Genomic DNA, 26301 nt, shown 5'->3' with positions numbered 1-26301 from the left:
GCGATGCGATATCTTCCCTGTCGGGCAGCCATAGCGGCCCGAGGGGCCATGGGGGCCTGACAGAGGGAAAGATTATGCGCGTAACTGCTATCGGAATCCTGACGTTCTTTTCGATGTTTCTCGCCGTCACCGGCGCTCAATCCGCCGAGCGCTGGGCCGAGCTTCCGGCCTTTCCTTCGATGCCGGTGGCAAAGACGAGCGGCATGGCCGAGGTGAACGACATCAAGATGTATTACGCCGAATACGGCGAAGGCGACCCCATCCTGTTCATTCATGGCGGTCTTGGAAATGCCGAGGTCTGGGGTCACCAGGTCGCCGATTTTGCCAAGGATCATCGGGTCATCGTTGCCGACAGCCGCGGCCATGGACGTTCGACGCGCAGCCAGCAGCCCTTCGGCTATGACCTGATGACATCGGATTATGTGGCACTTCTCGACTATCTGAAGATCGACAAGGTGACGCTTGTCGGATGGTCGGACGGCGGCATCATCGGCATCGACATGGCGATGAAACACCCGGAAAAATTGACCCGCGTCATTGCCCAGGCAGCCAACGTCACAACAGACGGCGTCAAGGCTGACGTCATGGACAACAAGACCTTCAACGACTACATCAACGTCGCCGGCGAGCAGTACCGGAAGCTTTCGCCGACGCCGAACGAATACGACGCCTTCGTCAAGCAGATCTCCGAAATGTGGGCAACCCAGCCGGCCTGGACGGCCGCCGATCTTGGCAAGATCTCGGTGCCAGTCACACTTGCCATCGGCGATCATGATGAAGCCGTAAAGCTCGACCATACGGAAATGATGGCAAAACAGATTCCGGGCGCCAAACTCGTTATCCTGAAAGATGTGAGCCATTTCGCCATGCTGCAGGATCCTGCAGCCTATGACGGGATGGTCCGGGGCGCCATGGCGGGCCGTTGAAGCCGCCAAGGACGACCCCTCTTTCCATCGATCCATATTTGGTTTATAGGCAGCGCCAGCATCGGGTACGCCCGTTTGCATTCACGGCCAAAGCTGGACGACATCCCGGCTTTTGGCGACTTTATCTCCTCCTCTTAGAAAGGATAACCCGATGTCGATCACTGCTGAGCGCAAGTCTGCGCTGATCAAGGAATATGCGACCGTTGAAGGCGATACCGGTTCTCCGGAAGTCCAGGTCGCTATCCTGACCGAACGCATCAATAACCTGACCGAACACTTCAAGGACCACAAGAAGGATAACCATTCCCGCCGTGGCCTGTTGACGATGGTTTCGAGCCGCCGCTCGCTTCTTGATTATCTCAAGAAGAAGGATGAAGGCCGCTATTCCAAGCTGATCACCAGCCTGGGTATCCGCCGCTAAGATTGTCCGGCGGGCGCTTTCCGAGCGCCCGCCGGATCTGTTTCGGGACACGTCTCCCGATGAAATGTTCCAGCCGCGCCCTATCTTTTAGCGGTGGAAAGACCGGCAGACCCGGATGGGCCGGTTCTGCCAAACCAACCGTTGACCTGTCATGGGGCAGGATTGCCGGATGCTTTCGGCCAAGGCTTGTCAATGAGCTTTGGCCCGGTTTCTCAGGAATGCCTGAGGAAACCGAGGATGAAAAGCCTCCCGTTGTCTTGCCCGTGATACGTCACATTGATTGCGGTCGACTGTGCGCTGCGCCTTGATATCGGCGATGGCGCGTGCTCCCGCATTGAAGGACAAGACATGTTTGATACACACACAGTGGAAATCGAGTGGGCTGGCCGCCCGCTGAAACTCGAAACCGGCAAGATCGCCCGTCAGGCCGACGGCGCCGTTCTCGCCACCTACGGCGAAACCGTCGTTCTCGCCACCGTCGTTTCGGCCAAGGCGCCGAAGGCCGGCCAGGACTTCTTTCCGCTCACCGTCAACTACCAGGAAAAGACCTATGCCGCCGGCAAGATCCCCGGCGGCTATTTCAAGCGCGAAGGCCGTCCGAGCGAAAAGGAAACCCTGGTTTCCCGCCTGATCGACCGCCCGATCCGCCCGCTCTTCCCTGAGGGCTACAAGAACGACACGCAGGTTGTCGTTACCGTTATCCAGCATGACCTCGAAAACGATCCCGACGTGCTGTCGATGGTTGCCACCTCGGCTGCGCTGACGCTGTCCGGCGTTCCCTTCATGGGCCCCGTCGGCGGTGCGCGCGTCGGCTACATCAACGGCGAATACGTTCTCAACCCGCATCTCGACGAGATGGACGAATCGAGCCTCGACCTCGTCGTCGCCGGCACCTATGACGCCGTGCTGATGGTGGAATCCGAAGCCAAGGAACTTAACGAAGACATCATGCTCGGCGCCGTCATGTTCGGCCACAAGGGCTTCCAGCCGGTTCTCGACGCGATCATCAAGCTCGCCGAAGTGGCCGCCAAGGAGCCGCGCGACTTCCAGCCGGCAGACTACTCCGCTCTCGAAACCGAAATGCTCGGCCTTGCCGAAGGTGAACTTCGCGAAGCCTACAAGATCACCCAGAAGGCTGATCGCTACGCCGCCGTCGACGCCGTCAAGGCGAAGGTGAAGGCGCATTTCCTCCCCGAGGAAGGCGAAGCCAAGTACACGGCCGAGGAAGTCGGCGCGATCTTCAAGCATCTGCAGGCGAAGATCGTCCGCTGGAACATCCTCGACACCAAGAGCCGCATCGACGGCCGCAACCTCGAAACCGTTCGTCCGATCGTTTCGGAAGTCGGCCTTCTGCCGCGCACCCACGGTTCGGCACTCTTCACCCGCGGCGAAACCCAGGCGATCGTGGTTGCCACGCTCGGCACCGGCGAAGACGAGCAGTATGTCGACAGTCTGACGGGCATGTACAAGGAGCGCTTCCTGCTCCATTACAACTTCCCTCCCTACTCGGTTGGCGAGACCGGCCGCATGGGCTCCCCGGGTCGCCGCGAAATCGGCCACGGCAAGCTCGCATGGCGCGCGATCCGTCCGATGCTGCCGACGCCTGAGCAATTCCCCTACACGCTGCGCGTCGTCTCCGAGATCACCGAGTCGAATGGTTCGTCCTCGATGGCGACCGTCTGCGGTACCTCGCTCGCTTTGATGGACGCCGGCGTTCCGCTGGCAAAGCCGGTTGCCGGTATCGCCATGGGTCTGATCCTGGAAGGCGATCGCTTCGCTGTCCTGTCCGACATTCTCGGTGACGAAGACCACCTCGGCGATATGGACTTCAAGGTCGCCGGTACCGCCGACGGCATCACCTCGCTGCAGATGGACATCAAGATCACCGGTATCACCGAAGAGATCATGAAGGTCGCCCTTGGCCAAGCCCAGGGCGGTCGTGTCCACATCCTCGGCGAAATGTCCAAGGCCATCACCGAAAGCCGCGGCCAGCTCGGCGAATTCGCTCCGCGCATCGAAGTCATGAACATCCCGGTCGACAAGATCCGTGAAGTCATCGGCTCCGGCGGCAAGGTCATTCGCGAAATCGTCGAAAAGACCGGCGCGAAGATCAACATCGAGGATGACGGCACCGTCAAGATCGCCTCGTCTTCGGGCAAGGAAATCGAAGCGGCCCGCAAGTGGATCCACTCGATCGTCGCCGAGCCTGAGATCGGCCAGGTCTACGAAGGCACGGTCGTCAAGACCGCCGACTTCGGCGCCTTCGTCAACTTCTTCGGTGCCCGTGACGGCCTCGTCCACATCTCGCAGCTCGCTTCCGAGCGTGTTGCTAAGACGCAGGACGTCGTCAAGGAAGGCGACAAGGTCTGGGTCAAGCTGCTCGGCTTCGACGAACGCGGCAAGGTTCGCCTGTCGATGAAGGTCGTCGACCAGGCCACCGGCCAGGAAATCCCGAACGAGAAGAAGAAGGAAGAAGCGGCCGAATAAGCCGCCTTCGAGATTCAATACCGGGCGCGGGAATGCTTCCGCGCCCTTTTTTGTATCCTAAAGCGCGGCGCGATCTTTCAGATCGCTAGCGCATAACCCCGAAAGTCGGAATCGATTTTCGGAAAGGGTTATGCGCAGATTCAAAGTGATAGAGCGTCCTTAGCGCGTCTGAAAAGACGCGCGGCGCTCTAGCCGCACTTCAGGTCTTTGGTTTTGCGCATGTCGTGCTCGCAAAACCGCTGAACACTTTTGCGCGACATGCTTTAGGACGAGACGAGACCATGAGCAGCGAGACGCTGAAGACCCTGTTCCATCCCTTTGCCAGCGGCACAGTCGCGGCGCCCGGCGAGGGCGAGCGCGTGCTCTTCCTCGGCGCCGAGGCAGGCTTTGCGCTGCCGGAAGGCTTTGCCGCCTCGCTCAGCGCCGTCCAGGGCTTCCGGCCGCTCTATCGGCAGCTGCTGGCCCAGCGGATCGAAGCGAAGCCGGAGATCGACGGCGAAGACTACGATGCGGCTCTGGTGCTCTGCACCAAGCACAAGGGCGAGAACGAGGCCAATCTCGCCGCTGCGATCGCCCGCACCCGGCTCGGCGGCCTGATCGTCGTTGCCGGCGCCAAGGAAGACGGCATCCAGCCGCTACGCAAGCGGATGGAAGGTTTCAATATTGCCGTCGACTATATGCCGAAATATCACGGCGTCGCCTTCTGGTTCGGCCGGCCGGCGGATGCAGACGAGATTATCTCCAAGCTGGCAAAGGCGCCGGTCCGCGTCGATGGTCGTTTCCAAGCGACTCCAGGCATGTTCTCGCATGACCGCATCGATGCAGGATCGGAGCTGCTGGCGTCGCGCCTGCCTGAGGATTTCACCGGCGACGTTGCGGATTTCGGCGCCGGATGGGGCTATCTCTCCGTCGAGCAGGCGCAGAAGTCGCGTGGACTGACGCGTCTCGACCTCTACGAGGCCGATCACGCGGCTTTGGAGGCTGCCAGGGGTAATCTGGCTAAGAACTGCCCGAACGCGCCTGCACGCTTCTTCTGGCACGATCTGGCGGGTGAGCCGGTCAAAGACAAATACGATCTCGTCATCATGAACCCACCCTTCCATGAGGGACACGCGGCCGATCCGGCGCTCGGCCAGGCAATGATCAAGACGGCCGCATCCGCCCTTCGCGGCGGCGGCCGCCTGCTGCTCGTCGCCAATCGCGGCCTGCCATACGAGCCAGTTCTGGCGGCGAATTTCAAGGAAAGCGGCGAAACCTGCCGCAACGCCCGGTTCAAGGTTCTCTGGGCGAAGAAATAGGGCTCAGGCGGCTTCGACGCTGATCCTATCATCGAACAACAAAAAGGCCGTGCGCATCATCTGCGCACGGCCTTTGAGTTTCAAATGGGGTAGCCGTTTACTCGACGTCCGCTTTGCTCAGCGTTTCCAGCGTCGGCATGGAGGTGACGTTGAAGCCGGCGTCGACGAAGTGGATTTCGCCGGTGACGCCGGAGGAAAGGTCGGAGAGCAGGTAGAGAGCCGAGTTGCCGACCTGATCGATGGTCACGGTCTTGCGCAGCGGCGCATTGCGCTGGTTCCAGGAGAGGATCGCGCGCGCATCGGAGATGCCGGCGCCGGCAAGCGTACGGATCGGGCCGGCGGAAATGGCATTGACGCGGATGCCGCGCGGGCCGTAGTCGGCAGCGAGATAACGCACCGAAGCCTCGAGCGCTGCCTTGGCAACCCCCATGACGTTGTAGTTCGGGATGACGCGCGTCGAGCCATTATAGGTCAGCGTCAGCATCGCACCACCATCTTCCATCAACGGAGCGCAGCGCTTGGCGATCTCGGTGAAGGAGAAACAGGAAATGACCATGGTGCGGCTGAAATTCTCCCGCGTCGTATCGGCGTAGAGACCCTTCAGCTCGTTCTTGTCGGAAAAACCGATGGCATGGACGATGAAATCGAGCTTGCCCCAGCGCTCCTTGATCGCGTCGACCACGGCATCGACCGAGGCGACGTCCTCGACGTCGCAGGGCAGCACGAAATCCGAGTTGACCTCGGCAGCAAGCGGCTTGACGCGCTTGCCGAGCGCATCGCCCTGATAGGTGAAGGCGAGTTCCGCACCCTGTGCGGCGAGAGCTTTTGAAATCCCCCAGGCGATCGAGTGGTTATTGGCGACGCCCATAACGAGCCCGCGCTTACCCTGCATGAATCCCGTCATATTATTATCCGTTATAACGCTGGAAGACGAGCGTGGCGTTGGTGCCACCGAAGCCGAAGGAATTGGAGAGGGCAATGTCGATCTTGGCGTCGTCGATGCGCTTGCGCACGATCGGGACACCTTCGAATTCGGGATCGAGCTCGGTGATATGAGCGCTTTCGCCGATGAAGCCTTGCTGCATCATCAGCAGGGAATAGATCGATTCCTGCACCCCGGCAGCGCCAAGCGAATGGCCGGTCAGCGACTTGGTCGACTGGATATGCGGGATCTTCGAGCCGAACACTTCGCGGATGGCGCCGATTTCCTTGCTGTCGCCGACCGGCGTCGATGTGCCGTGGGTGTTGACGTAGTCGACGTCGCCTTTGACGGTGGCGAGCGCCTGGCGCATGCAGCGGATAGCGCCTTCGCCCGAGGGGGCGACCATGTCGTAGCCGTCCGAGGTTGCGCCGTAGCCGACGATTTCTGCGTAGATCTTGGCACCGCGGGCCTTAGCGCGCTCCAGCTCCTCAAGCACCAGCACGCCGGCGCCGCCGGCGATGACGAAACCGTCGCGGTTGACATCATAGGCGCGCGAGGCGCTGTCCGGCGTGTCGTTATATTTGGAGGACATGGCGCCCATGGCGTCGAAGAGGTTGGACATCGTCCAGTCGAGATCCTCGTGGCCGCCGGCGAACATCACGTCCTGCTTGCCCCACTGGATCATCTCGGCGGCGTTGCCGATGCAATGCGCCGAGGTCGAGCAGGCCGACGAGATCGAATAATTTACGCCGTGGATCTTGAACCAGGTGGCGAGCGTGGCCGATGCGGTCGAGGACATCGCCTTCGGCACGGCGAAGGGGCCGATGCGTTTCGGGCTGTTATTTTTTATGGTGATCTCGGCAGCTTCGATCAGGGTGCGGGTGGACGGACCGCCGGAGCCCATGATGATGCCGGTACGCTCGTTCTGAGCGTAGTCTTTCTCTTCCAGGCCGGAATCGGCAAGTGCCTGTTTCATGGCGACATGGTTCCAGGCGCCGCCCTGCGACAGGAAGCGCATGGCGCGGCGGTCGACCAGTTCGGCAAGTTCCGCCGAACCGAGCTTCGGACTGCCCCAGACCTGGCACTTGAACCCATGTTCGGCGAAATCGCTCGAAAAGGAGATACCCGACTTTGCCTGCCGCAAGGATTCGGTGACTTCGGCCGCGTCGTTTCCGATCGAGGACACGACACCCAGGCCCGTGACAACTACCCGTCTCATCTGATCAAACCTTTGTTGTTTTCGTCAGCCGCTCGAAATGCGGTTTCAGGCCGCCTTGTCTTTCGATAGACCGACGCGAAGGTCGGCCGCCTGATATATGGTCTCGCCGTCCGCCTTTAGCCAGCCGTCGGCCGTGCCGAGGACCAGACGGCCGCGCATGACACGCTTGAAGTCGATGCCATATTCGATCAGCTTCGTCTGTGGCCGGACCATGCCCTTGAATTTCACTTCGCCGGTCGAAAGCGCCATGCCTCGGCCTTGCTCGCCGAGCCAGCCTAGAAAGAAACCGGTCAGCTGCCACATTCCGTCGAGACCGAGGCAGCCCGGCATGATCGGATTGCCTTCGAAATGGCAGGGGAAATACCAGTCGTCGGGGCGTACGTCGTATTCGGCCCGGAGGTAGCCCTTATCGAAGGTGCCGCCCGTTTCGGAAATGTCCGTGATGCGGTGAACCATCAGCATGGGCGGCAGGGGCAGCTGCGCATTGCCGGGCCCGAACAGCTCGCCATGTGCGCAAGCGATGAGTTCTTCATACGAGAAGCTGGACTGTCTGGTCGTCATAAAGTTTCTTTTCCTCCCGCATCAAGCCGATGGATGTGAACGTGTAGTCCAAGTTCTTCAGAAAATGAAGCACGAGCAAGGCAGCTTCATTCATCGCCCCGGACCAGGCTTGCGCCATTATTTGGTGGTCGCATACAGGAAGGCTAGGGCCGGGACCAGACCTATTTGCGTCAAAAGCCCGTTTTTGCCGCGTTTATCAGGCTCCTGTCCCCATTGAACTATTGAAAGGCTCCGATGCAAAAGTTATACCCCTTAAAGAAACATGATTGCTTATGCCAGAATAACCGGAGTTGGTTTTGATGACGGGTGCACTCCCGATCGCAATAGAGGTAAGGCTGCGCGGTGCAGGCCTGCGCCCCACCCGCCAGCGTGTCGCGCTCGGCGACCTCCTGTTTGCCAAGGGCGATCGGCATTTGACCGTCGAGGAACTGCATGAGGAGGCGGTTGCCGCCGGCGTGCCAGTCTCCTTGGCAACCGTCTACAACACGCTGCACCAATTCACCGAAGCCGGTCTCATCCGGGTTCTCGCCGTCGAGAGCGCCAAGACCTATTTCGACACCAATATATCCGACCATCACCATTTCTTCGTCGAAGGCGAGAACGAGGTGCTCGACATTCCCGTCAGCAACCTGACGATCGCCAATCTGCCGGAACCGCCGGAGGGCATGGAGATCGCCCATGTCGACGTGGTGATCCGCCTGCGAGCGAAGCAGGGCTGACGACTAAAGCGCATCGCACCGCATCGGGCTAATACGACGCCCTTTAAATCTTTATTTTTATGCATATTGTTGTCCCAAAACCGCTGCGCACTTTTGGGCGACATGCATTAGGCTTCACATGACATCGTCGGGATGCCGGCCGGGCTTGTGCCTGTAGGTCGGGAAGGTCCAGCCGAACCACAGGGCTCCACCGCGAGCGGCAAAGGCCGCCACGACGCCGCAGGCAGACGCCAGATAGAGCTGCATTCCGAGCGCATTCGCGGCCGTGAACACGCCGGCGCCGATAAGGGCTGCGGTCACGTAGATTTCCGGCCTCAACAACACCGAAGGCTCGTTTGCCATCAGATCGCGCAGGATGCCGCCGAAGGTCGCCGTCAGCGTGCCGGTGACGATCGCGATGGTCGGCGAACCGGTGGCGGCGAGGCCCTTGGCGGCGCCGATCACGCAATAGGCGGCAAGGCCGATCGCATCCAGCCAGATCAGCAGGCGATAGCGCGATTCCAGCAGATGGGCGGTGAAAAAAACGATGACGCCGACGATGCAGCAGACGAGGATATAGGCGGGGTTCAGCACCCAGAAGACCGGCACACGGCCGAGCACGATATCGCGTACGGTGCCGCCGCCCGTTCCCGTCACCATGGCGAAAAACAAAAAACCGATCAGGTCCAGTTGCTTGCGCGAGGCGGCGAGCGCGCCTGTTGCTGCAAACAGCGCAATGCCGGCATAATCGAGATAGACGAGCAGAGACATGCGAGCCCCGGAACCGGCGGAAGTTTTGCGGAATCAATCACGGCGGCAAGGGCGGCGCAAGGCGGCGCGGCCATAAAGCTGAAGTCTTTGATATAATGCATGTCGTTGTCCCAAAACCGCTGCACAGTTTTGGGCGACATGCATTAGGAGCCTTTATCCAAAGAGGAAAGCCGTGAAAACGCTGGTGCTCGCCGTTCTGAATATCGTCCTGCTGCTTGCCATGCCGGCTGTCGCCCTCAGTCAGCAATCGCTGATTTCCGATCCTGAGATCTACGAGAAGAAACATTTTCAGGAGCAGTGCAAGACGGCTGAATTTGCCGACGGCTTCATCATCCGGCAGGACATCAACAATGACGGCCTGATCGACGCCGTGGTCAACGAGGGCCAACTGACCTGCGACGGGCAGAAGGGGCCGCAATGCAATGACGACGGCTGCACCTATAATTTCTACCTGCAGGTTGCCGAAGGCGGTTATTTCATGATCGCGACCGCACAGATCTATGGCTACGATTTCGTCCAGCGCTTCGGCAACATGGTGCTGGCGATGAAGATGCATCCGCGTTTCTGCGACCGCACCGAAGGTGATCCCTGCATCGTGACGGCGCGTGTCCGCGGCACGAAATTCGTCACCATCTCGAAAAAGTAAATTTCAGCGCATAATCCCGAAAGATTTTCGGGATTATGCGCGAATTCAAAGTGATAGAGCGTCCTTTGCGCGTCCTATCGGACGCGCGGCGGTCTATTGCGGATAAAGTTCGGATGTGCGGCCGGCGAGATAATATCCTACCAGCCCGTACCATTCGCGGATCGCCGTCGCCATGTTCTGCGCATTGAGGTTCGGCTGAGTGAAATCGAGCCCGAGCCTCACCTGGCCGTCGGTGCGATAATCGGTCGGCCAGGGCACGATATCGATGCCGAGCTTGCGGAAGATGCCGACGGAGCGCGGCATGTGGAAACCCGATGTGATCAGCAGGCAATTTGAAAGACCCTGGCTTGCCAGGAATTCCTTGGTGTTGACGGCGTTTTCGAAGGTCGTGCGCGATTGCCTCTCCTCGATCAGGCGATCCCTGCCGACGCCGAAGAGCGGGAAGAAACGCTCGGATGCCGCCGCATCACCTTCATAGATGCCTGACATGGAGCCGTCGCCGCCCGACACCAGAATGCGCGACTGCGGAAATTTCTGCGCGAGCCGCAGGGCTTCGATGAAGCGATCGGCTCCGCCGTTGAATTCTATGCCGTGGCGCGCCGTGTTCACCTCGTTTTCGAAGCCGCCGCCGAGCACGATCATGCATTGCAGGCTATCGGGATCTGCGGCAGGCTTTGCGAAGCGCTGCTCGAGACCTTGCATCAGCAGGTTGCCGGCCGTGGTGTAGAGCGTGACGAAGAGGATGAGGGCTGAACCGGCTGCGCCGAGGATACTTAAGATACGCCAGCGCAGAAGGCCGGCAAGCAGGGCAAGGAAGACGAGGAAGAATGCCAGCGACAGCGGCTGAGCAAAAATCCAGACAAGCTTCGAAATCAGGAACAAGACCCACTCCTTGAGGATTGGCGGCGATCCTTCCTATCCGATTCGACGGTGACAGGAATGCGACGGTTTTATTTCGCGCGCGTGATGGCCGATCCGCTCGGTGCAACCTTCTGATTGAAGCGGCGCTGAAGCGGCCGCGGGATGAGCGTGGCGGCAAGTGCAAGCAGCATGGCGAAGAGGGAGACCAGCCACAGCGCGTGCGCACCGGTCAGCCGCGTCAGGACGGCGCCGGCGATCGCGCCGAGCACCATGCCGCCCCAGGGCACGATCTGGATCGTCCATTCGACACGACGATCGCCGATGATCCAGCGGCCGATGCCCCGGCCGAAGCGCGACAGGGCGCCGGTCACATAGGTCAGCCCGATCGGCAGGCCTTCGATATGCTCGACGGCAGCGTTCACCATGCCCATGGAAAAGACGATCATGTAGAACCGCGCGAACAGCATGTTCTGCACCGTCATCATCGAGGCGAGCGCCAGAACCAGCCCGACGCAGCCGAGCACCACAAAGATCCGGCGCTCGGAGACATGGGAGATGACGACGCCAGCCGCATTGCCGAGCACGAAAACGACGATGGCGGAGATCAGGACAGCCGCGTGATAAAGATTGCCCTCACTCAAGGCCAGTGCGGCCCGCGTCGTGTTCCCCGTCATGAAGGAGACAAAGTCGCCGGTCAGCAGAAGACCAGTCGCATCGGTCATGCCAGCCAGAAACGAGATCGAGCCGACCAGGGCGAGCCCGGTCAGGGTTCGTCGAGTCCGGATGATGCGGCGGCGTCTTGCTCTGGTCATTGGCTGAGGGTCCTGGAGCCGAATCGCTGAGATTCCAGCAACGAACATACATCCTCTCATTGAGGAATTGGCAAAGGCGATCCGAAGGGGATGGGGTGGACTTGAACGGCAACACATTTTCGGCCATAGAAACGGCGTTGCTTCAGATCGAAGCTCCGTAAGCGTTTACGTCAATCAACGCGCAACCCGCCGATCGGCGCTGCGCAATTGCCTGATCGGCACCTTACGGAGATCAAAATGCCCAAAGGCAAACTCCCCAAACGTTACAATACGATCGTCATGCCGCTCATTCTCTCGCTGCTGATGACATCAGTCGTCTCAGCGATCAGCATCGTCAGAGCACAGGGCCTGACCGCCCCTGCCCTTGCCATGTGGCCCTCCGCTTGGGCGCTCTCCTGGGCGATCGCCTTTCCCGTCCTGCTATTGATGCTGCCGGTGGTAAAGCGGGTGACGGCTGTTATCGTCGAGATGTGAGGTGCGAGGCGCCGGCGGGCTGTGAGAGCGGCCTGCCGGAGGTGATGTAGGGCGGCGCGATTTCAGGTTACTCGTCACGCCAACCTCGCCCAGACAAGCCTACCCCAGGCCTCAGATCATATACTCCGGTTCAGACAAGGTCTGGTCCATCGTGATGCCCGGGAGGTTGAAGTGGCGCTTGCCCACCTGCCTCGCCGGAATGCCGGCGACCGATGTGTAGGCTGCAACAGCATTTATGACCACGCTGCCTGCACCCACCTTGGCGCCGACACCAATTTCGATGTTGCCGAGAATCTTGGCCCCCGCTCCGATCAGAGCGCCGCGCCGTACCTTGGGGTGCCGGTCGCCGGTCTCCTTGCCCGTCCCTCCCAACGTGACGTTCTGGAGTATCGATACATCGTCTTCGACAACAGCCGTTTCGCCGATGACCAGGCCGCTCCCATGATCGAGCATGATGCTCCTGCCCATCTTTGCGGCGGGATGAATATCGACGCCGAAAACTTCAGAAATTCGGCTCTGGATGTGGCGCGCCAAATGGAGGCGGTCATGATGCCAAAGCCAGTGAGCGACGCGTTGTCCCTGCAGAGCCACAAAGCCCTTGAAATAGAGGAATGGCGTCAGGATTTCCGTGTTCGATGGATCGCGTTCCTTGATCGCGGTGAGGTCCGCCGCAGCATCGGCGACAATATTGCGATTGCCGACGAACGCCTGGGCAATCACCGCCAGCAGCTCGTCATGGTCGAGGTCGTGATTGGCCAGTTTGATCGCGACCCGCTGAGCGAGCGCCTGGGCGAAACTCGCATGATAAAGCACCGCGGAATTCATGGCGCGCGTGAGTGCTGCATCCTTGGCCGAAGCATTGACGGCCTCCGCGCAAAGAGCCTCCCATATCGCGGCGACCTGAGGCGAGGGGGATGGCTCCGTCGACAGATTGCTCAAGCTGACCAGTGGAACCGTCATGCTAGCTTCCTTCTGCATGCGGGATGTCGCGACATCCAGCATGCAGACGTTAGGTTAATCTGGCCGGCGATAGATGGTCTAAAATTACGTGGATCTTTGTAGCCGCTCTAAAATTCCTCTCTTTTTTCGCCGGAACCGGGAAAAAATTTCCAAGTCGCTGTATCGCCCGTCAGCCGTGCTCCGGAATGCGTAAAGCCGGCAGCCGGAAGGGAGGCCAAGGCCCGCCAGCCGCCAAAACCGCCCAGTCATCATTTCAAGTCGAATGGTGCTTGCGTTCGGGACATGGTTGTCTATTATTTTGATAGAGAATTATGCGACTGGTCGGATCGGGCGAATTTATGCCGACCGGTCCAACGCAGAAGGAGCCGATGAATGACTCTTCTCTCGTCACGTTCTTCGAATTCGGAGACCCAGGAAGCGGACCATCTCGCAAGGATTGCGATTGTCGGCCGAGGCTTCACGGGGATCATGACCGCAATCGCTCTGTTCAAAAGAGTTGAGCGGCCTTTCCATCTGGTGATGTTCGATCCGCGAGCAAAGATAGATATCGGCGAGGGCATAAGTCAGCCCGCGTCGACGGTGCTGACCAGCCGCGTTCGCGACCTTTCTGTTGATCCCGGCCTGCCGGATGATTTTCGTCGATGGCTCGAAACCGATGACACGTGGCGCGATCGCCTGATCTCGGATCCTGCAGGTCTCGAACACGCCTTTGTGCCCGGAGAAATTTTCAGCACCTATGTGTACAAACGCTTCTCCGAAGCTCTGACCCATCGGCCTGATGTCATCGTCCAGTTTGGCTCGGATACCGTAACGGCGATCGATAGGCATCTGGACGGAGGATATTCGGTTTTCCTTGGAGCGGAGCAGCGAACCCGCTTTGACGCTGTGTTTCTCGCGACTGGTTACGGAATGCGGGAAAGTTCGGACGTGGCTCCTGCCAGTGGAACGCAAAACGCTGTCGTGATCGGCGGCGGCATCCACGCGGTCGACAGGGCGCTCGGATTGCTGGCCGACGCGAAGATTTCCCATGTCACTTTGATCTCGGAATCGGGCTTTCTGCCTCAGTCGCATGCTCCTGCCGCCGTTGGATCTGTTGTCACCGACCAACCCATGCCGGGGACGCTCCGCGGCGCATTCCGTTTCCTGCGTGAGGCCGCCAACAGAGCCGATCTGGAAGGTTCGGGATGGCAAGGCATTATGAACGGCTTTCGTTCACGTGCGCGTGACCTTTGGGTGGGACTGACGCCGGAAGAGCGCGCACGGTTCAAACGCCATGTGAAGGCTATTTACGACAGTCATCGCAACCGCTTGCCGCCGGAGCACTATCAGCGCCTGCATCATGCGATCGCCAGCGGCGCGATCGCCGTGAGGAAGGGAAAAGTGAATTGCATCGCCACAAACGGCGTGCTGTTTTCGGCCCCGACCGGGCTTGAGGTCCTTCCCGCGGACCTGACGATAGACTGCCGCTTCCGGCCGTCCGGGACCGATAGTCCGCTTGTCCGTTCGCTTATCGTTGCGGGGCTTGCAACGCGTGACGAACTCGAGATCGGTATCGTCGTAGATGAATGCGGGCGGACCAAGGCGAGCGCGTTGCATGGGCTGTTCGCAATGGGACCGCTCGGCCTGGGCAGCCTTCCGGATATCGATCTGGTGCCTCAGATCGTCTCGCAAAGCCATGCGGCAGCGTCATTGCTCAACGGTTGGATTGGTGACGTGGCTAAAAGCGCAGCACGTCGTCAAAGCCTGTGACGACGTGGGAGAGTTATTGTTCCAACCTGTGAATGGACGGCAACAGCCGGCCAAAGCCGCATCGCCGCTCGGAGCGATGCGCTGGGTCGGGAATGGCTTGCCGTCAGGCCGTTCGCGATGCCCGGATGACTGTCGGCGGCGCAAGCGGCGGCAGTTCCAGATTGGAGCGGAAATCCTCTCCGACATAATCGGTGTCGATCAGTTGACGGCGCCGGAGCTCAGGAAGCAAACCGTTTACCTGGAGGTCCTCCTGGTCGGGATTGCCGAAGCCGTGCATCGATAAGACATCGAGAACACCTGACTTGACGCGCTCTTCGATCGCATCCGTCAGCTGTTCCGGCAACCGACCAGTGGCCGGTTTCCTGCGTTTGAATGATCAGTTCGCGCAGCGTCAGTCCCTGGCGCGCGCAGCGTCGAAAGATTTCCACTCTCCCGCGCCCGGAATGAGTCTCGCTGGGAGGAGACAGACGAAAGCCTCGCCATCCTGCCGACAGCACCGCATCGAGCAATTGTCTCGCAGATCTTCTCGCTGGCCGGTAACTCAGATCTTAAAGTGGGCATCACGCCTTGCCCTTGCGGACAACGTCGGCAATCGTCACCTCCTTGGGAATGAGCTTCAGTTTGAAAAAGGTGTCGGCGATGTTCTGCTGCTGCGCGACGACGGTGTCGTCCAGGCTCTTGACCCCGTAGGACTGGCGCTCGAGCGCCTTGACGAGGACAGGTTCGGGGATGCCGACCGATGGTGAGAGCTCCGCAGCCGCAGCCGCGGTGTCGGACTTGGTCCATTCGTCGATCTCGGAAATGGCGTCGATCACGACATCGATCGCCTCGGCGTGACCGTCGACCAGCGACTTGGTGCCGAGATAGAACTGGTGATTGGGGACGATGCCTTCGCCGTTTCTGAGTTCTCGCGCTTCGACCGCGACTTCCGCCGCGGCCTGGAAGGGATCCCAGATGACCCAAGCATCAACCGCGCCCTTTTCGAAGGCTGCGCGGCCGTCGGCCGGAGCGAGGAAGGATGATTCGACGTCCTCATAGGTCAAGCCGGCTTCTTCGAGCGCCTTGACGAGCAGGTAATGCACGTTCGAGCCCTTGTTGAAGGCGACCTTCTTGCCTTTCAGTTCCGCGACGGACTTTATGGGGCTGTCCTTCGGGACCAGTATGGCTTCTCCGCGCGGGGCGGGCGGCTCGTGTGCGATATAGACAAGCGGAGCGTTTGCGGCCTGGGCGAAGATCGGCGGCGTTTCGCCGGTCGATCCGAAATCGACAGCACCAGCGTTCAGGGCCTCGAGCAATTGAGGACCGCCCGGAAACTCGGTCCATTCAACGGTGTAGCCGATGGGTTCCAGTTTCTTCTCCAGCGTGCCTTTGCCCTTGAGAAGCACCAGCGTTCCATATTTCTGGTAGCCGATACGCACGGCCTTGTCAGCGGCGCCGGCCAGCCGAACGTGGGTCAAAGGTGTCGCGATGGCACCTGCCACCACTGCAGTGAAAGCTCGCCTTGTGATCTTCATCATACCCTCCGGAATAAGACGAGACCAAATTAAAGTGTCTCTATATTTTTGATAGAATATATGTGCTCCGGTGTCGGCCTCTTCGGGATTCGCTTTTTTGTTCTGTTCCGACCGTGAGCAAAAAGAACTGCGCCGCGAAATAGAGAACGCCGAGGCTATGTTCGGGGCGCGACGCGCACGATCAGCTTTCCGAAATTTTTCCCTTCCAGGAGGCCAAGGAAAGCCTCGGGAGCGTTTTCAAGGCCGTCAACGAGATCTTCCTTGTACTTGAGCCGCCCTTCCGAGATCCACGCTCCGGCCTGATGGGAGAAGTCGGGACGCTGGTCGGCAAATTCGCGCTGTATGAAGCCTCGTATGGTGAGGCTTTTCCGCAGGATGGCACGCATCACCGCAGGAAGCTGATCACCTCCGTTCGAGACAGAGGATCCTTCGTTGTAATGCGCGATGAGGCCACAGACCGGTATCCGCGCGAAGTCGTTCAGCAATGGAAACACCGCGCTCCAGACGTGGCCACCAACATTCTCGAAATAGACATCGATTCCGTTCGGACAGGCGGCTGCGAGTTGTGCCGGAAAATCGCTCGAATGATGGTCTATCGCGACATCGAAGCCGAGCTCTTGGCGTAAGTGGTCACATTTCTTGGACCCGCCTGCGATTCCGACAACACGCGCACCGTAAATCTTTGCCATCTGTCCAACTGCCGAGCCAACCGCGCCGCTCGCTGCCGCGACCACAAGTGTTTCGCCGGCTTTGGGTTTGCCAATATTGCGAAGCCCGGCATAGGCCGTAAAGCCCGGCATTCCAAGAATGCCGAGTGCTGTCGTGATCGGTGCGGTTTCCGGATCGAGCTTCTGCAAGCCCGCACCATCGGAAATCGCATAGCTCTGCCAGCCGGAATGCGAGAGGACGATATCCCCCGCCTTGAACGCCGTGTTGCGGCTGTGCGCGACCTGCGCAACCGTGCCCCCTTCCATCACACCGCCAATTTCGACCGGCTTGGCATAGGACTTGGCATCGTCCATGCGGCCCCGCATGTAGGGGTCAAGGGAAAGATAAAGCGTCTTGAGAAGAACCTCGCCCTCGGCGAGATCCCGAACCGTCTCCCGCTCGAGCCGGAAATTCGCAGCCACCGGCTTTCCGGATGGGCGCGATGCAAGGACGATGCGGGTGGTAACGGGTTGACTAACCATGGGTGTTCTCCTCTTCGAATTTCTCCTTGGTGTATCAGGAATTTGCTTGAAGCGAACTGAGCGCTCGCCATCTGGGCCGTACCGGCGCACCCCTGGTCGTCGTGTCGCGGGCGCGTTCACAACCAGCATGCCTGGAAATGTGACCGTGCTCAGTTCGCCCTTTATGACGCGCGTTCGCCGATCGAGTAGCGCGGAAAGCGCCGCGCTATATCAAGCTTCATGGTTGCTCCCTAGTCCAGCCGCGCTCACGCGGCCTTTGCTTTCGGCTTGGCGACCTTGACGTGGGTTACGCTGCGGCGGCCGTCGACGCTGACGGGGACGTCGCTGTCAACGGTGGCGCGGCGCACGACCCGGTGCTGGTCGCCGTAGTCGTTGACAGCGTAGTGCTGGGTCGCGCGATTATCCCAGATTGCGACGTCACCGGCTCTCCAGTGCCAGCGCACGGTATTTTCCGGCGCGGTAACATAGGACTGGAACACCTCGTAGAGTTTTGCGGAGTCGCTCTTCGACAAGCCGACGAGACGCTGAACGAAATTGCCGAGCAGCAGCGATCTTTCGCCGGTTTCGGGATGGACACGCACGACTGGATGCTCGGTCTCGTAGATGGTCGACGTGAAAACTTCCTCGAAATGCTTCTTCTCGTCAGCGGTGGCGCGAGGGCGCACGGCTGCGTAGTCATAGGCATTGCTGTGAATGGCCCACAAATTGTCCGCCAGCAATTTGAGCGATGCTGGCAGACTTTCGTATGCGGCATGGGTGTTGGACCAGATCGTATCACCTCCAGCCGCCGGAATGACGACGCCGCGAAGGACCGAGAATTTGGGATAGGCATCCACGAAGGTGACGTCGGTGTGCCACTGGTCCGCCCTGCCGCCTCCGCGGCTGGAATCGAGATTGAGGATGGAAGCCGTGCCGGCCACCGGACCCTGAGTTGGATGAGGCACAAGGTCGCCCAGGCGGCGCGCGAACGATTCCTGTTCGGAATCGCCAAGATGGTCCTGATCGCGGAAAAAGATGACTTTGTGTTTCAGGAGAAGCTGGTTGATGGCTGCGACCGTCGCGTCGGAAAGGTCTCCGCCGAGGCGAATACCCCTGATTTCGGCTCCGACGCGGCCGGTCAGCGGCACGACATCGGACTCGGGAATGATCTGATTGACGAGAACTGGATTGCTCATGGATATCTCCTGGCTGATCTTGGAAGAAGACGGCAAGTCACATGCGCCCAACGACGCATTCGCCGGACGTTCGAAAATCTTATTGTTAAAATCGACAGGGCTATGGAACGCTATAATCCATCAAATCAATAGACAAAATATTCTAATTTTGACTGTTTGCCCAAACAGCCGCCTTCGATATTTTCTTATTGCCGGTGAATTCTCACTTGGGCCTTCAGCGATGCATCTTTCGATAGCCAAGCGGCTTGCGCGTGGATGCCTCGTACGGGGCTCTCATTCATCGCGGTTCCAGCCTTTGCTTTCGGCTGTCTTTGTGACGCGCACCAAAGGATGCGGCAGCGCGTTTTAGTCCGCCTTGGAAGGTTGCGTCATCAAGGCCGCTATAAGGCTCTCCTTCGGAATTCGTCACATTGAGGAAGATCTGTTCGTCTCCGAACGCGGTATATCCGCCGCCCAAGCCCTTTTCGTTGCGTCTGCTGCCTCGAAGAATTTCTGCACGACGGTGGCGGAGATCAGGACCGCCGCGTGATAAAGATTGCCCTCACTCAAGGCCAGTGCGGCCGCGTCGTGTTGCCTGTCATGAAGGAGATGAAATCGCCGGTCAGCAAGGCGCCGGCGGGCTGTGGAGGCGTCCTGCCGGAGTTGAGGTGGGCCGGCTAGAGTCTTTTCTTTGCGAAAGCTCTGCCTCAAGCCGACTTCAGATATTTCTCGAAAGCGAAGGCCTGCGTTTCATCGGAGAAAGCGAGATAGGTCTTGAGAGACCAAGGAAGATATTTCGAGGTGTGAGAAACCTCGCCGGCGTTGTGTTTTGCCAAGCGCGACTTCAGATCACTCGTCACGCCAACATAATAGCGATCCGGAAATTCAGTGCTATGGAGAATGTAGACGTACTTCATGGAAGGATCGTAGCCCGCTATGTTGCTTCGCAACTTCGGCGCGGCAGCCTCCGCTTCCTTCTCGCCCTCGTCCCGTCAAGCCTGCCGGCTTGCCGAGCCGAAGCTCGAAGAGCGTAGGCTGGTGGAGCTAAGCGGGATCGAACCGCTGACCTCTTGCATGCCATGCAAGCGCTCTCCCAGCTGAGCTATAGCCCCATCAAGGTGGTCCGGCTCGCGGCCGGTCCTGGGATACTCCTCAAGGCGTGCCCTTCGGAGTGGCGGCTTATTACTTCCGGATTCCGGAGATAGCAAGCCTAAAAAATCTGGCCCGGAGAATTTTTTCCTCGCCGGGCCGAAATGCGGTCTCAGACTTCGTCGTCGTCGCCGGTCACGCCGATGATGTCGCTCATGTCGTCATCATCGTCATCCTCGTCGGGTGTGAGGAAGGTATCGTCGTCGTCGTCGCCTTCGATTTCGACATCGTCATCGCCGATATCGGGGATGTCGTCACCGCTGGCGGCGTCATCGGCATCTTCCAGCGAAACCAGTTCGACTTCGGTGTTTTCAGTATCGACTTCCGCGACCTCCTCTTCCTCGGCAACTTCGGCGATCGCCGAGGTTTCTTCGAAGAAGGACAGAGGGTAGGACTTGCCGGTATAAGGAGAGACGATCGGATCCCGGTTCAGATCATAAAACTTCTTGCCGGTTTCCGGATCGGTACGCTTGGTTCCAAGTTCCGCTTTCGCCACTATAAGCCTCGTGTGAATGACCGAATGCAAGATTCGGCAAATGCCGATCAAGCCGGCGTTCCATCGGAATTTATAAGCCGGTCCCCTTAATCGCTGTGGCTTCCCATGTCAAAGCCAAACTTTGCGAGCCGGGCGCCGGGTTTTTGGCAAGCCGACGGATGACCGCCCGGCGCGTTTATGTTAACGAGCCGCAACAGCTGCAGAAGCGGACGGGAATTGCGACCGGCCAAGCCTGTCTCGCGGCAAAAATAGACTGCATTTGCAAAGGATTGCGCCATGCTGAACGGCTCCGCGCCAAAGCCCGCCACCGCCCGCAAATCCGCCGGTCTTACGGGCAGCGTCCGTATTCCGGGCGACAAGTCGATCTCGCATCGTTCCTTCATGTTCGGCGGGCTCGCCTCCGGCGAAACGCGGATCACCGGTCTGCTCGAAGGCGAGGACGTGATCAATACCGGCCGGGCGATGCAGGCGATGGGCGCCAGGATCCGCAAAGAAGGCGAACAATGGGTGATCGACGGCACCGGCAACGGTGCACTGCTTGCGCCTGACGCGCCGCTCGACTTCGGCAATGCCGGCACCGGCGTACGTCTGACCATGGGCCTCGTCGGCACCTACGATTTTCGCTCCACCTTCACAGGCGACGCCTCGCTTTCGAAACGGCCGATGGGCCGCGTGCTCAATCCACTGCGCGAAATGGGCGTGCAGGTCAGCGCCTCCGAGGGCGACAGGCTGCCGGTGACGCTCAGAGGCCCGGGAACGCCGAGCCCGATCCGCTATCGGGTGCCGATGGCATCCGCCCAGGTGAAATCGGCCGTGCTGCTTGCCGGCCTCAATACGCCGGGTATCACCACGGTCATCGAGCCGGTGATGACGCGCGACCATACCGAAAAGATGCTGCAGGGTTTTGGTGCTGCCCTGTCCGTCGAGACCGATAGCGAGGGTGTGCGCACAATCCGGCTCGAAGGGCGCGGCAAGCTGGCGGGCCAGGTGATCGACGTTCCGGGCGACCCCTCCTCCACCGCCTTCCCGCTGGTTGCGGCGCTGCTTGTTCCCGGCTCCGACATCACCATCGTCAACGTGCTGATGAACCCGACCCGCACCGGGCTGATCCTGACGCTGCAGGAGATGGGGGCCGACATCGAGGTGGCGAATGCGCGTCTTGCCGGCGGCGAGGACGTGGCGGATCTGCGCGTGCGCCATTCCGAACTCAAGGGCGTCACCGTTCCCGAAGAACGTGCGCCGTCGATGATCGATGAATATCCTATCCTCGCCGTCGCTGCCTGTTTCGCCGAGGGCGCGACGATCATGAAGGGGCTGGAGGAACTGCGCGTCAAGGAGTCCGACCGTCTTTCCGCCGTCGCCGATGGCCTCAAACTCAATGGCGTCGACTGCGACGAAGGCGAGGATTTTCTCATCGTGCGCGGCCGGCCAGACGGCAAGGGCCTCGGCAATGCTGCCGACGGCAGGGTCAGCACACATCTCGACCATCGCATCGCCATGAGTTTCCTTGTCATGGGGCTTGCCTCGGAGCATCCTGTCACGATCGACGACGCGGCGATGATCGCGACCAGTTTTCCGGAATTCATGCAGCTGATGACCGGCCTTGGAGCGAAGATCGCGGAGGTGCCGGAATGATCTACCGGCCGCGGCAATCCGCGAAGACAAACTCATTCGCCGTTTCGGCGCTGCCGCAGGATTGATCGTATGACGAACGAGACCTTCACCATCGCCATCGATGGCCCGGCGGCGGCGGGCAAGGGCACTCTCTCGCGCCTCATCGCAGAGCGCTACGGATATCACCATCTTGATACCGGCCTGACCTATCGCGCCACAGCCAAGGCGCTGCTCGATGCCGGCCTGCCTCTCGACGACGAGGCGGTGGCGGAAAAGATCGCAAGAGAGGTTGAACTCGCCGGATTGGATCGCGATATACTTTCCAAACATGAGATCGGCGAAGCCGCCTCGAAGATTGCCGTCATGCCGGCGGTGCGCCGGGCGCTGGTCGAGGCGCAGCGACGGTTTTCGACGAAAGCGCCGGGAACGGTGCTCGATGGGCGCGATATCGGCACGGTCGTCTGCCCGAATGCGGCGGTGAAATTCTATGTGACGGCGTCGCCGGCAGTCCGCGCAAGACGCCGTTATGACGAGATCCTCGGCAAAGGCCTGACTGTGGATTTCGATGCGATCTTCGAGGACGTCAAGCGGCGCGACGAACGCGACATGGGACGGGCCGACAGCCCTTTGAAACCAGCTGATGATGCGCACTTGCTTGATACGTCGGAAATGAGTATAGAGGCCGCGTTTCAAGCTGCTCAATCGATCATCGATGCGGTCTTGAGCCGAAATGCCTAAATTCAAGCGATTTTGCGTGCTCTGAGCATGGATCGCTTCTAATACAGCAAGCCTGAAATTCCGTCCAAGCGCCGGATTGCCTTCGTCAGAGAGGGCGGACTGGGTTCAGGCCCGTTCAACGCAAACCAACCGGCGCATACGTGTCCGCTTCCATTTCAGGACACGCAGGAGATTTTATGTCAGTAGCTACCCCCTCCCGCGAGGATTTCGCGGCTCTTCTCGAAGAGTCCTTTGCCAAGAACGACCTGGCCGAAGGCTATGTCACCAAGGGCATCGTCACGGGCATCGAGAAGGACGTCGCCGTTGTCGACGTCGGCCTGAAGGTTGAAGGCCGCATCGCGCTGAAGGAATTCGGCGCGCGCGCCAAGGACGGCCTGTTGAAGGTCGGCGATGAAGTCGAAGTTTATGTCGAGCGCATCGAAAACGCGCTTGGCGAAGCCGTTCTGTCGCGCGAGAAGGCTCGCCGCGAAGAAAGCTGGGTCAAGCTCGAAGCCAAGTTCGAAGCTGGCGAGCGCGTCGAAGGCGTGATCTTCAACCAGGTCAAGGGCGGCTTCACGGTCGACCTCGACGGTGCGATCGCCTTCCTGCCGCGTTCTCAGGTCGATATTCGTCCGATCCGCGACGTGACCCCGCTGATGCACAACCCGCAGCCCTTCGAAATCCTCAAGATGGACAAGCGCCGCGGCAACATCGTGGTTTCGCGCCGTACGGTTCTGGAAGAATCCCGTGCCGAGCAGCGTTCTGAAATCGTTCAGAACCTCGAAGAAGGCCAGGTTGTTGACGGCGTCGTCAAGAACATCACCGATTACGGTGCGTTCGTTGACCTCGGCGGCATCGACGGCCTGCTGCACGTCACCGACATGGCATGGCGCCGTGTGAACCATCCGTCGGAAATCCTGAACATCGGCCAGCAGGTCAAGGTTCAGATCATCCGCATCAACCAGGAAACCCACCGTATCTCGCTCGGCATGAAGCAGCTCGAGAGCGATCCGTGGGATGGCATCCAGGCCAAGTATCCGGAAGGCAAGAAGATTTCCGGTACCGTCACGAATATCACCGATTACGGTGCATTCGTCGAGCTGGAGCCGGGCATCGAAGGCCTGATCCACATCTCGGAAATGTCCTGGACCAAGAAGAACGTTCACCCCGGCAAGATCCTGTCCACGAGCCAGGAAGTCGAAGTCGTCGTTCTCGAAGTCGACCCGTCCAAGCGCCGTATTTCGCTCGGCCTCAAGCAGACGCTGGAAAATCCGTGGGCAGCATTTGCCCGCAGCCATCCGGCCGGCACTGAAGTCGAAGGCGAAGTCAAGAACAAGACCGAATTCGGCCTGTTCATCGGTCTCGACGGCGATGTCGACGGCATGGTGCACCTCTCCGACCTCGACTGGAACCGTCCGGGCGAACAGGTCATCGAGGAGTTCAACAAGGGTGACGTCGTCAAGGCCGTCGTTCTCGACGTCGATGTCGAGAAGGAACGCATCTCGCTCGGCATCAAGCAGCTCGGCAAGGATGCAGTCGGCGACGCCGCTGCTTCCGGCGACCTGCGCAAGAATGCAGTCGTTTCCTGCGAAGTGATCGCGGTCAACGACGGCGGTGTCGAAGTGAAGCTCGTCAACCACGAGGACATCACTTCCTTCATCCGCCGTGCCGACCTCGCCCGCGACCGCGACGAGCAGCGCCCCGAGCGCTTCTCGGTCGGCCAGGTGTTCGACGCCCGCGTTACCAACTTCTCCAAGAAGGACCGCAAGATCATGCTGTCCATCAAGGCTCTGGAGATTGCGGAAGAGAAGGAAGCCGTTGCCCAGTTCGGTTCGTCCGACAGCGGCGCTTCGCTCGGCGACATCCTGGGCGCAGCCCTGAAGAACCGCGGCGGCGAATAAGCCTCGCATCCGCCTTTGAATTGAAGAACCCGCCGGAGCGATCCGGCGGGTTCTTCATTTTCAGCCAATGAAAATGTTATTCCCAACCGACCATGCGCTGATAGAGCGCGTAGACCGGGTCATCGTCCGGGCGACCTGGCTGATAAGCCGACGGTTCGGCATCAATCATCCTCGGCGTCCTGCGTTCGGGTGCCGCATCGGTCGTTTCGGCATCGGGCTCGGCATCCTCGCCACCGGACTGTGCCTGTTGCTGATCCTCGGACCCGTCGTCGCGTTGGTGCTGATGCTGGTGGTGCGTTTCGCCTGCCTTCTCGTTCGACGGTGTATCCTTGGCGAATTGGTAGGGCAGCTGGCTATAGGCAAATCCCTCCGGCATCCTTGCCGCCAGCGGCAGATAGGAAGCCTCGGACGTCTCGGGTATCGGCATCATCTGCGGTCGCGCGGAGATTTCTTTCGGCTGACGGGCTGCCGCCGCCGCGGCCTCATCCATCTGCGGTGGGCGGAGTGCTGCTGATTGGCGGGGATCGGGTGCGGTGAATTCGACCGGCTGCCTGGTCAAGGTCTCGGTCGCATCGCTGATGACGGCGTCGTCGAGGATCGTGTCGATCTCCACTGCCGCCTCGACGGGAACATCGTCCTGCACGGTTTCGACGTCTTGCTCGCGGATGATCGTGGCGATCAGCTCGGAGACTTCTTCGGTCATGGAGGCAACAATTCCTGCCCAGTTCCTGGGAATGACAGGATCGACCTTTTCCGACATCGCACTGGTTTGGATGGCAGGCGGCTCCGGCGTTGCCTGCGTATCGTCGGCTGCTGCGGCTTCCGTCGGCAGCGGTTGCCCGGCTTCGATCTCCTGCGGCGCAGATTTTTCCGGGGCGATCTCTCTTGCCGTCGCCGGGGCGGATTGAGCCCGGTTCTCAGCCTTCGGCGCTTCCGGATCGGCAGCTTCCACGGCTTCGGCGATGACCGCCTCTTCGGCCGCCGCCGATGCTGCGGCTTCGATAAGCGAATCGGCCGGCACGGGCAGCTTGTCTGCCGGCTGGCGCAAGGCGGCAGGCAGGCTGTCCTCATGCAGCCGGATCTCGGGCAGCCGGATCTCGGGGCGAGGTTCGGCGCGCATCGGCGATGCATCGTTCTGGCCATAGGAGCGGACGACCGCGCGGGCGGCGAGATCGCGATCCTTATAGCGGACAATCTCCAGATAGGCGACGATGCGAGCGGCTTCAGGGCCTGTCGGGTTCTTCAGGGCCTCGGCGATCGTCCGGAGCGGCACGCTATGCCCATTCTCGGTGAGCTGGCGCTCGACCTCGTCGATTCTCGCGGCCGGCAGCCGCCGGATCGCATCGGCAAGCCGGGAGGCGAAGGCAAGATTGCTCTCATCATCTCCACGATCCAGCGAAATCGAGCGGCCTGCCGCATCAATGACATCGAGAAGGGCTTCGACCATGCGCTCGCGCGCCGCAAGGAGCAGAATATTGAGTTTGCCGGCAATGGCGGAATTGAGGTCCGCGGCTTCGACGGCGTTGACAGGCGCGGGGGCAATCACCGAGTGGCCGAGACCACTGGCGACGATCGCCGCTGTCTGACCCTGGGACGAAAAGCTTGCATTGGACGCTGCACGAACGGGAGTCAACATGGCATGCTCCTTTCGTAAAGTGACGATGAAAGCAGGCTCTAGAAAAGGACCGCGCTCATCCGGTCCCCTTGCATCCCAGCAGATCCTCCTGTCCGCATGACGCAGTTCCGGCGCCATCGAATGCA

26 protein-coding genes, 1 tRNA gene and 1 pseudogene are annotated in these 26301 nt (G+C 60.1%); 12 read left to right on the top strand and 16 right to left on the bottom strand.

Going from position 1 to position 26301, the window contains the following annotated elements:
- The first annotated feature begins 74 nt into the window (after positions 1–74).
- The 4 genes from AC2444_RS22215 to AC2444_RS22200 all read left to right on the top strand — a co-directional run bounded on the left by AC2444_RS22215 (position 75) and on the right by AC2444_RS22200 (position 5132).
- Complete coding sequence (locus tag AC2444_RS22215; protein ID WP_012759649.1) at positions 75–926, top strand: alpha/beta fold hydrolase; 852 nt, start codon at positions 75–77, stop codon at positions 924–926.
- Positions 927–1077: 151 nt separating this feature from the next.
- Positions 1078–1347: a 30S ribosomal protein S15 gene (gene rpsO, locus AC2444_RS22210; RefSeq protein WP_003544317.1), complete on the top strand. Its 270-nt coding sequence runs from the start codon at positions 1078–1080 to the stop codon at positions 1345–1347.
- A 348-nt stretch (positions 1348–1695) separates the two neighbouring features.
- Positions 1696–3834, top strand: a complete 2139-nt coding sequence (pnp, locus tag AC2444_RS22205) for a polyribonucleotide nucleotidyltransferase (RefSeq protein ID WP_012759648.1) — start codon at positions 1696–1698, stop codon at positions 3832–3834.
- 281 nt (positions 3835–4115) lie between these two features.
- Positions 4116–5132 carry a class I SAM-dependent methyltransferase gene (locus tag AC2444_RS22200; RefSeq protein WP_012759647.1) on the top strand — a complete coding sequence of 339 codons (1017 nt, stop codon included), beginning with the start codon at positions 4116–4118 and terminating at the stop codon, positions 5130–5132.
- A 97-nt stretch (positions 5133–5229) separates the two neighbouring features.
- Here AC2444_RS22200 and fabI read toward each other — a convergent pair whose 3' ends face one another.
- Genes fabI through fabA form a run of 3 tightly spaced genes read right to left on the bottom strand, consistent with a single transcriptional unit; the run spans position 5230 to position 7834 of the window.
- Positions 5230–6036, bottom strand: a complete 807-nt coding sequence (gene fabI, locus AC2444_RS22195; RefSeq protein ID WP_003555777.1) for an enoyl-ACP reductase FabI — start codon at positions 6034–6036, stop codon at positions 5230–5232.
- A gap of 4 nt (positions 6037–6040) precedes the next feature.
- Positions 6041–7273 (bottom strand): beta-ketoacyl-ACP synthase I, encoded by a 1233-nt coding sequence (gene fabB, locus AC2444_RS22190; protein WP_012759646.1) that lies wholly within the window; start codon positions 7271–7273, stop codon positions 6041–6043.
- A gap of 45 nt (positions 7274–7318) precedes the next feature.
- Positions 7319–7834 carry a 3-hydroxyacyl-[acyl-carrier-protein] dehydratase FabA gene (gene fabA, locus AC2444_RS22185; protein WP_012759645.1) on the bottom strand — a complete coding sequence of 172 codons (516 nt, stop codon included), beginning with the start codon at positions 7832–7834 and terminating at the stop codon, positions 7319–7321.
- Between the two features lie 299 nt (positions 7835–8133).
- Here fabA and irrA point away from each other — a divergent pair, with 299 nt between their 5' ends.
- The gene (gene irrA / locus AC2444_RS22180) at positions 8134–8553 is read left to right on the top strand and encodes an iron response transcriptional regulator IrrA (protein WP_012759643.1); all 420 of its coding nucleotides are present in this window, start codon (positions 8134–8136) and stop codon (positions 8551–8553) included.
- A gap of 114 nt (positions 8554–8667) precedes the next feature.
- On the opposite strand, the gene AC2444_RS22175 is transcribed toward irrA, so the two are convergent.
- Positions 8668–9303 (bottom strand): trimeric intracellular cation channel family protein, encoded by a 636-nt coding sequence (locus AC2444_RS22175; protein WP_012759642.1) that lies wholly within the window; start codon positions 9301–9303, stop codon positions 8668–8670.
- 172 nt (positions 9304–9475) lie between these two features.
- Here AC2444_RS22175 and AC2444_RS22170 point away from each other — a divergent pair, with 172 nt between their 5' ends.
- Positions 9476–9949: a hypothetical protein gene (locus tag AC2444_RS22170; RefSeq protein ID WP_003544300.1), complete on the top strand. Its 474-nt coding sequence runs from the start codon at positions 9476–9478 to the stop codon at positions 9947–9949.
- 93 nt (positions 9950–10042) lie between these two features.
- Here the strand turns inward: AC2444_RS22170 and AC2444_RS22165 are convergent, their stop codons facing one another.
- On the bottom strand, positions 10043–10831 hold the full coding sequence (locus AC2444_RS22165; protein WP_012759641.1) for a YdcF family protein: 789 nt from the start codon (positions 10829–10831) through the stop codon (positions 10043–10045).
- 68 nt (positions 10832–10899) lie between these two features.
- Entirely contained in the window at positions 10900–11622 is a 723-nt protein-coding gene (locus AC2444_RS22160) for a YoaK family protein (protein WP_012759640.1), read from the bottom strand.
- A 237-nt stretch (positions 11623–11859) separates the two neighbouring features.
- On the opposite strand from AC2444_RS22160, the gene AC2444_RS22155 reads away from it, so the two are divergent.
- Positions 11860–12096 (top strand): DUF2798 domain-containing protein, encoded by a 237-nt coding sequence (locus AC2444_RS22155; RefSeq protein ID WP_012759639.1) that lies wholly within the window; start codon positions 11860–11862, stop codon positions 12094–12096.
- 111 nt (positions 12097–12207) lie between these two features.
- On the opposite strand, the gene cysE is transcribed toward AC2444_RS22155, so the two are convergent.
- Positions 12208–13056, bottom strand: a complete 849-nt coding sequence (cysE, locus tag AC2444_RS22150) for a serine O-acetyltransferase (protein ID WP_012759638.1) — start codon at positions 13054–13056, stop codon at positions 12208–12210.
- Positions 13057–13428: 372 nt separating this feature from the next.
- Here cysE and AC2444_RS22145 point away from each other — a divergent pair, with 372 nt between their 5' ends.
- On the top strand, positions 13429–14805 hold the full coding sequence (locus AC2444_RS22145; RefSeq protein ID WP_012759637.1) for an FAD/NAD(P)-binding protein: 1377 nt from the start codon (positions 13429–13431) through the stop codon (positions 14803–14805).
- A gap of 103 nt (positions 14806–14908) precedes the next feature.
- Here AC2444_RS22145 and AC2444_RS22140 read toward each other — a convergent pair whose 3' ends face one another.
- The 4 genes from AC2444_RS22140 to AC2444_RS22125 all read right to left on the bottom strand — a co-directional run bounded on the left by AC2444_RS22140 (position 14909) and on the right by AC2444_RS22125 (position 18684).
- The gene (locus AC2444_RS22140; protein ID WP_041935606.1) at positions 14909–15148 is read right to left on the bottom strand and encodes a hypothetical protein; all 240 of its coding nucleotides are present in this window, start codon (positions 15146–15148) and stop codon (positions 14909–14911) included.
- 217 nt (positions 15149–15365) lie between these two features.
- A complete protein-coding gene (locus AC2444_RS22135; protein WP_012759636.1) occupies positions 15366–16319 on the bottom strand; it encodes a sulfonate ABC transporter substrate-binding protein in 954 nt (317 codons plus the stop codon).
- Between the two features lie 155 nt (positions 16320–16474).
- On the bottom strand, positions 16475–17509 hold the full coding sequence (locus AC2444_RS22130; RefSeq protein ID WP_012759635.1) for an NADP-dependent oxidoreductase: 1035 nt from the start codon (positions 17507–17509) through the stop codon (positions 16475–16477).
- 245 nt (positions 17510–17754) lie between these two features.
- Positions 17755–18684: a TauD/TfdA dioxygenase family protein gene (locus AC2444_RS22125; protein ID WP_012759634.1), complete on the bottom strand. Its 930-nt coding sequence runs from the start codon at positions 18682–18684 to the stop codon at positions 17755–17757.
- Between AC2444_RS22125 and AC2444_RS22120 the strand changes: the two genes are divergently transcribed.
- The gene (locus tag AC2444_RS22120; RefSeq protein WP_164902765.1) at positions 18683–19033 is read left to right on the top strand and encodes a hypothetical protein; all 351 of its coding nucleotides are present in this window, start codon (positions 18683–18685) and stop codon (positions 19031–19033) included. The two genes, AC2444_RS22125 and AC2444_RS22120, sit on opposite strands and share 2 nt — an antisense overlap.
- 146 nt (positions 19034–19179) lie before the next feature.
- On the opposite strand, the pseudogene AC2444_RS22115 reads toward AC2444_RS22120, so the two are convergent.
- The 4 genes and pseudogenes from AC2444_RS22115 to AC2444_RS22100 form a co-directional block, all read right to left on the bottom strand.
- A pseudogene (locus AC2444_RS22115) lies at positions 19180–19298 on the bottom strand (YoaK family protein); the annotation flags it as partial.
- 72 nt (positions 19299–19370) lie between these two features.
- Positions 19371–19580, bottom strand: coding sequence for a GIY-YIG nuclease family protein (locus tag AC2444_RS22110; RefSeq protein ID WP_012759633.1), 210 nt, complete (start codon positions 19578–19580; stop codon positions 19371–19373).
- Between the two features lie 119 nt (positions 19581–19699).
- Positions 19700–19775, bottom strand: a tRNA-Ala gene (locus AC2444_RS22105).
- 149 nt (positions 19776–19924) lie between these two features.
- Positions 19925–20308, bottom strand: coding sequence for a TIGR02300 family protein (locus AC2444_RS22100; protein WP_012759632.1), 384 nt, complete (start codon positions 20306–20308; stop codon positions 19925–19927).
- Positions 20309–20584: 276 nt separating this feature from the next.
- Here AC2444_RS22100 and aroA point away from each other — a divergent pair, with 276 nt between their 5' ends.
- The 3 genes from aroA (at position 20585) to rpsA (ending at position 24540) form a co-directional block, all read left to right on the top strand.
- Complete coding sequence (gene aroA / locus AC2444_RS22095) at positions 20585–21943, top strand: 3-phosphoshikimate 1-carboxyvinyltransferase (protein ID WP_012759631.1); 1359 nt, start codon at positions 20585–20587, stop codon at positions 21941–21943.
- Between the two features lie 69 nt (positions 21944–22012).
- On the top strand, positions 22013–22660 hold the full coding sequence (cmk, locus tag AC2444_RS22090; protein ID WP_012759630.1) for a (d)CMP kinase: 648 nt from the start codon (positions 22013–22015) through the stop codon (positions 22658–22660).
- A gap of 176 nt (positions 22661–22836) precedes the next feature.
- Positions 22837–24540 carry a 30S ribosomal protein S1 gene (gene rpsA, locus AC2444_RS22085; RefSeq protein ID WP_003544285.1) on the top strand — a complete coding sequence of 568 codons (1704 nt, stop codon included), beginning with the start codon at positions 22837–22839 and terminating at the stop codon, positions 24538–24540.
- Positions 24541–24616: 76 nt separating this feature from the next.
- On the opposite strand, the gene AC2444_RS22080 is transcribed toward rpsA, so the two are convergent.
- A complete protein-coding gene (locus AC2444_RS22080; protein WP_012759629.1) occupies positions 24617–26176 on the bottom strand; it encodes a hypothetical protein in 1560 nt (519 codons plus the stop codon).
- Positions 26177–26301 lie beyond the last annotated feature (125 nt).

The organism is Rhizobium sp. WSM1328 (assembly GCF_057653715.1).
Note: the sequence above shows the minus strand (reverse complement) of the source record. Positions and strands in the feature narration are given on the sequence as shown.

Excerpts from the sequence above, each read along its gene's own strand:
- rpsO (WP_003544317.1), top strand. The coding sequence starts at position 1,078 with ATGTCGATCACTGCTGAGCGCAAGTCTGCGCTGATCAAGGAATATGCG.
- AC2444_RS22130 (WP_012759635.1), bottom strand. The coding sequence starts at position 17,509 with ATGGTTAGTCAACCCGTTACCACCCGCATCGTCCTTGCATCGCGCCCA.
- AC2444_RS22145 (WP_012759637.1), top strand. The coding sequence starts at position 13,429 with ATGACTCTTCTCTCGTCACGTTCTTCGAATTCGGAGACCCAGGAAGCG.
- AC2444_RS22200 (WP_012759647.1), top strand. The coding sequence starts at position 4,116 with ATGAGCAGCGAGACGCTGAAGACCCTGTTCCATCCCTTTGCCAGCGGC.
- AC2444_RS22110 (WP_012759633.1), bottom strand. The coding sequence starts at position 19,580 with ATGAAGTACGTCTACATTCTCCATAGCACTGAATTTCCGGATCGCTAT.
- AC2444_RS22175 (WP_012759642.1), bottom strand. The coding sequence starts at position 9,303 with ATGTCTCTGCTCGTCTATCTCGATTATGCCGGCATTGCGCTGTTTGCA.
- AC2444_RS22080 (WP_012759629.1), bottom strand. The coding sequence starts at position 26,176 with ATGTTGACTCCCGTTCGTGCAGCGTCCAATGCAAGCTTTTCGTCCCAG.
- cmk (WP_012759630.1), top strand. The coding sequence starts at position 22,013 with ATGACGAACGAGACCTTCACCATCGCCATCGATGGCCCGGCGGCGGCG.
- AC2444_RS22215 (WP_012759649.1), top strand. The coding sequence starts at position 75 with ATGCGCGTAACTGCTATCGGAATCCTGACGTTCTTTTCGATGTTTCTC.
- fabI (WP_003555777.1), bottom strand. The coding sequence starts at position 6,036 with ATGACGGGATTCATGCAGGGTAAGCGCGGGCTCGTTATGGGCGTCGCC.
- AC2444_RS22155 (WP_012759639.1), top strand. The coding sequence starts at position 11,860 with ATGCCCAAAGGCAAACTCCCCAAACGTTACAATACGATCGTCATGCCG.
- AC2444_RS22120 (WP_164902765.1), top strand. The coding sequence starts at position 18,683 with ATGGATATCTCCTGGCTGATCTTGGAAGAAGACGGCAAGTCACATGCG.
- AC2444_RS22125 (WP_012759634.1), bottom strand. The coding sequence starts at position 18,684 with ATGAGCAATCCAGTTCTCGTCAATCAGATCATTCCCGAGTCCGATGTC.
- irrA (WP_012759643.1), top strand. The coding sequence starts at position 8,134 with ATGACGGGTGCACTCCCGATCGCAATAGAGGTAAGGCTGCGCGGTGCA.
- fabB (WP_012759646.1), bottom strand. The coding sequence starts at position 7,273 with ATGAGACGGGTAGTTGTCACGGGCCTGGGTGTCGTGTCCTCGATCGGA.
- AC2444_RS22135 (WP_012759636.1), bottom strand. The coding sequence starts at position 16,319 with ATGAAGATCACAAGGCGAGCTTTCACTGCAGTGGTGGCAGGTGCCATC.
- AC2444_RS22160 (WP_012759640.1), bottom strand. The coding sequence starts at position 11,622 with ATGACCAGAGCAAGACGCCGCCGCATCATCCGGACTCGACGAACCCTG.
- fabA (WP_012759645.1), bottom strand. The coding sequence starts at position 7,834 with ATGACGACCAGACAGTCCAGCTTCTCGTATGAAGAACTCATCGCTTGC.
- cysE (WP_012759638.1), bottom strand. The coding sequence starts at position 13,056 with ATGACGGTTCCACTGGTCAGCTTGAGCAATCTGTCGACGGAGCCATCC.
- aroA (WP_012759631.1), top strand. The coding sequence starts at position 20,585 with ATGCTGAACGGCTCCGCGCCAAAGCCCGCCACCGCCCGCAAATCCGCC.
- pnp (WP_012759648.1), top strand. The coding sequence starts at position 1,696 with ATGTTTGATACACACACAGTGGAAATCGAGTGGGCTGGCCGCCCGCTG.
- rpsA (WP_003544285.1), top strand. The coding sequence starts at position 22,837 with ATGTCAGTAGCTACCCCCTCCCGCGAGGATTTCGCGGCTCTTCTCGAA.